General features: G+C 54.0%; 3 protein-coding genes and 1 pseudogene. 2 read left to right on the forward strand and 2 right to left on the reverse strand.

The genetic code is table 11. The features are described from left to right. Positions 1 to 76: 76 nt before the first annotated feature. Both ACSZO1_RS21940 and ACSZO1_RS21945 read left to right on the forward strand, forming a co-directional pair. A pseudogene (locus ACSZO1_RS21940) lies at positions 77 to 322 on the forward strand (type II toxin-antitoxin system ParD family antitoxin); the annotation flags it as partial. An 84-nt stretch (positions 323 to 406) separates the two neighbouring features. Then, positions 407 to 1,816, forward strand: coding sequence for a PLP-dependent aminotransferase family protein (locus ACSZO1_RS21945; protein ID WP_437616448.1), 1,410 nt, complete (start codon positions 407 to 409; stop codon positions 1,814 to 1,816). 7 nt (positions 1,817 to 1,823) lie between these two features. On the opposite strand, the gene ACSZO1_RS21950 is transcribed toward ACSZO1_RS21945, so the two are convergent. Further along, the gene (locus ACSZO1_RS21950) at positions 1,824 to 2,312 is read right to left on the reverse strand and encodes a YlaC family protein (protein WP_437616450.1); all 489 of its coding nucleotides are present in this window, start codon (positions 2,310 to 2,312) and stop codon (positions 1,824 to 1,826) included. A gap of 130 nt (positions 2,313 to 2,442) precedes the next feature. Beyond that, positions 2,443 to 3,045: an EscU/YscU/HrcU family type III secretion system export apparatus switch protein gene (locus ACSZO1_RS21955; protein WP_437616451.1), complete on the reverse strand. Its 603-nt coding sequence runs from the start codon at positions 3,043 to 3,045 to the stop codon at positions 2,443 to 2,445. Positions 3,046 to 3,339: the final 294 nt, after the last annotated feature.

Raw genomic sequence — 3,339 nt, forward strand, 5'->3', positions numbered from 1 at the left:
TCTGAAGAGATGCACGACAAGATCATCGGCTGGTATCTGACAATCAACCACTACCACTAAATCTGCGTCACGACCCGGGCGTTATAACCATACCTGCGAGGTTATCCGTGCCGGGCTGCGTGTGCTTGAGGAACGAGAGCAACAGCTAAAGCTTGAAGCGTTACAAAAAGCGGTCAGAGCAGGGATTAACAGCGGGGGAGGCAGGGATGCCGAAGAAGTATTCGGTCGCCTTGCACGTAAGTATCGCCGTATGGCTGAAGATATACCTGTGCAATTAACCCCGCCTGATACCCAAAAATCAGTGGCCAGCCACGCAGGCTGATTAAAGGGAGGGAAATCCACACGACACCCCTCCCCTCATTACCTATAATACCCCACCAAATCCCCCATTCAACCTGTAACAGTTATGGCCAAATACCAACAGCTGGTGCATCAAATTCGCGCCCAAATTGAGGCAGAAGTCTGGCAACCCGGCGAGCGGTTGCCGTCGCTGCGTGAGCAGGTCAGCCTTAGCGGCCTCAGCCTGATGACGGTGATGCATGCTTATCAGGTGCTGGAAAGCCAGGGCTGGATACTGTCGCGACCACAATCCGGTTACTACGTCGCGCCGCGCGCCGAGTTTCTCAGTCAGCCAGTCAGTCACCAGAAAGTACAGCTGACGGAAACAGTGGATATCAACGCCTTTATCTTTGATGTGTTACAGGCCTGCCGCGATCTGCAGATCATTCCTTTTGGCTCCGCCTTCCCCGATCCGGAACTGTTCCCGCAAAGCCAGCTGATGCGCTCGCTGAACAGCGTGTCACGCACGCTGACACCGGCTGATGCGATCAATAACCTGCCGCCGGGCAACGAAGCGCTGCGTAAAATGCTGGCGCAACGTTATGCCCAGCAGGGGATGATGGTGTCGCCAGACGAGATCGTGATCACCAACGGTGCGATGGAGGCTCTGAGCCTCAGCCTGCAGGCGGTCACTGAACCGGGGGATTGGGTGGTGGTGGAGAATCCGACGTTCTACGGTGCGCTACAGGCCATTGAACGGTTAAAACTGAAAGCCGTCGCGATCGCGACCGATCCGCAGCACGGCATGGATCTCGATGAGCTGCAGCGTGCGCTGGAACGCTGGCCGGTGAAAGCGTGCTGGCTGATGACCAGCCAGCAAAACCCGGTCGGTTTTACCCTGAGCAAAGAGAAAAAGCGCCAGCTGGTCGATCTGCTGGCGCAGCATCAGGTGGCGCTGATCGAAGATGATGTTTACAGCGAACTCTATTTTGGTGGCGACAAACCATTACCCACCAAGGCGTTTGACCGCAACGGTGATGTGCTGCACTGCTCATCGTTTTCCAAAAATCTGGTCGCGGGCTTTCGTGTCGGCTGGGTGGCGGCAGGGCGTCATGCGCAGCGCATTCAGCGTCTGCAACTGATGAGCACGTTGTCGACCAGTGCGCCGATGCAGCTGGCGCTGGCTAATTACCTAGGCACACGCAGCTATGACAGTCATCTGCGCAGGCTGCGTCAGGTACTGGAGCAGCGTAAGAATATGGCGCGTCAGTCGTTAAAACGTCATCTGCCGGAGGGCACGCGGATTAACGATTCGCGTGGCGGCTATTTTCTCTGGATTGAGTTACCGAAGCAGGTCAACGCCACGGAGCTGTATTGCCGCGCATTGCAGCAGCATATCAGTATTGCACCGGGCAGTATGTTCTCGTCCGGCGAGCAGTATGCCAACTATTTTCGTTTTAACGCAGCGTGGCCGTGGGATGAGGCGCAGGAAGCGGCAGTGGTGACACTTGGCGGCCTGATCGCCGCCATGATGTAACTCAGGATCAGGCGGTCGCTGTGGCCGCCCGGGTGCCCCAGGTGAGGGACCAGACATCATAAAAGTCTACCGTGCCTTTCTTTTCCAGCAGGGTGCGGATGCCGCTTTTGACGTCTTCCGGTGCCGCCTGATTTGCCAGGATCTCCTGCACTGCGCCATCTGACAGGTTACGGTCGTAGTACCATTCGCCGTAATACACCACGCGGATGTCATGCACGTGATCGATATCTTCAAAGCGATATTTGGGATTGACGTCGAGCAGCATCAGCCCGCTCATCAGCAGTACAAACAGTGTCGCGCCCCAGAATGCGGGCCAGCCAAGAAACTCGGTGGTAAAGATCAGTGCCACCGTCAGGGCATAGCAGATATACATCGACAGCCACAGGCCGGGATGGGTTTTCAGAAAGTTAAAGCTGAAGCGGAATTTGTTATCGCGACGTTCTTCGCGATTTAAGGTATCGATCTCGCGCAGCAGGATTTGTTTTATTTCGTTCATGACTCACCTTACTCATGCAACTGCAGCAGGGTGAAATTAGAACACGCTGCGCGAGATAATAACAGCAACAGTTACAGGGCATTTTTCTATAACAGTTGCCGGTACTGCTGACAGGCCGCCTGACGCGGGTTTACCGCCGTCTGCCCAGCAGCACGCACAGCACGATGATAAACAGCACCACCCGTAACGTCGTATGCCACTGATGCAGGCCATGAAACAGTGGCTGTCGCAGGTAATGGCTCTGATGGCTGATAAAACCCGCCAGGTCGTGCAGGATCTCCAGATACAGCAGGGCGAGGATGATGGCACATTTGCTGCTGATATCCAGCATACTGGTCAGATGGCGTGGCGAAAAAAGACGTCTCATTTCAGCGAACGACGTGGTGCTGTACCACGCTGGCCGGATATATTTCCTCAGCCAGCGCCAGCCGACAGGTGCCAGACTGGCGACCAGCGGCACCGGCAGCAGGGTGGCAAGAAACTTCACCACGATCAAAATATTAAGCAGCATCAGCCGCCACAGCGCGCCTTCATCGTCCAGATCCATCGCGATCTGATTGACCAGTTCAAATGACTCCTCTGCCAGCACCAGATAATAAGGAAAGCACAGCGGCAGAGTGAGCAGGCTGGTCAGCAAGCCGGCGGTGACGGCAATCTCTTTCGAGCGCGCCGTTTCCTCCTGCTGGCGGGTGGGGAGGTGATTGCGGTAAATATCCCGACGTTGTTCTGGCATTAGTGACTCCTTTGCCAGTCAGTGCAGGAATTATTCCCGTAATACGAGACTGTTGTGTTGGCATTCTTTGCCGGCATTCGCACATTCCATTGTTATAGATATATTATCAAACTAATTATTATTTATAGTATTAATTCAATAAATAATAAAAAGAGAATAACCTTCATCGCGAATTCAGATAATAAGTGCAACGCTTGGTCATGTGGATGGAGGGACGGTTAGGGAAGGTGCGATTTAATCATTCAAAGTTCTGTTCATGACTACAATGATTGCCGTTCATCTATCGTTTTCAGT

Source organism: Erwinia sp. V71 (genome assembly GCF_965644245.1).
Lineage (GTDB): Bacteria > Pseudomonadota > Gammaproteobacteria > Enterobacterales > Enterobacteriaceae > Erwinia.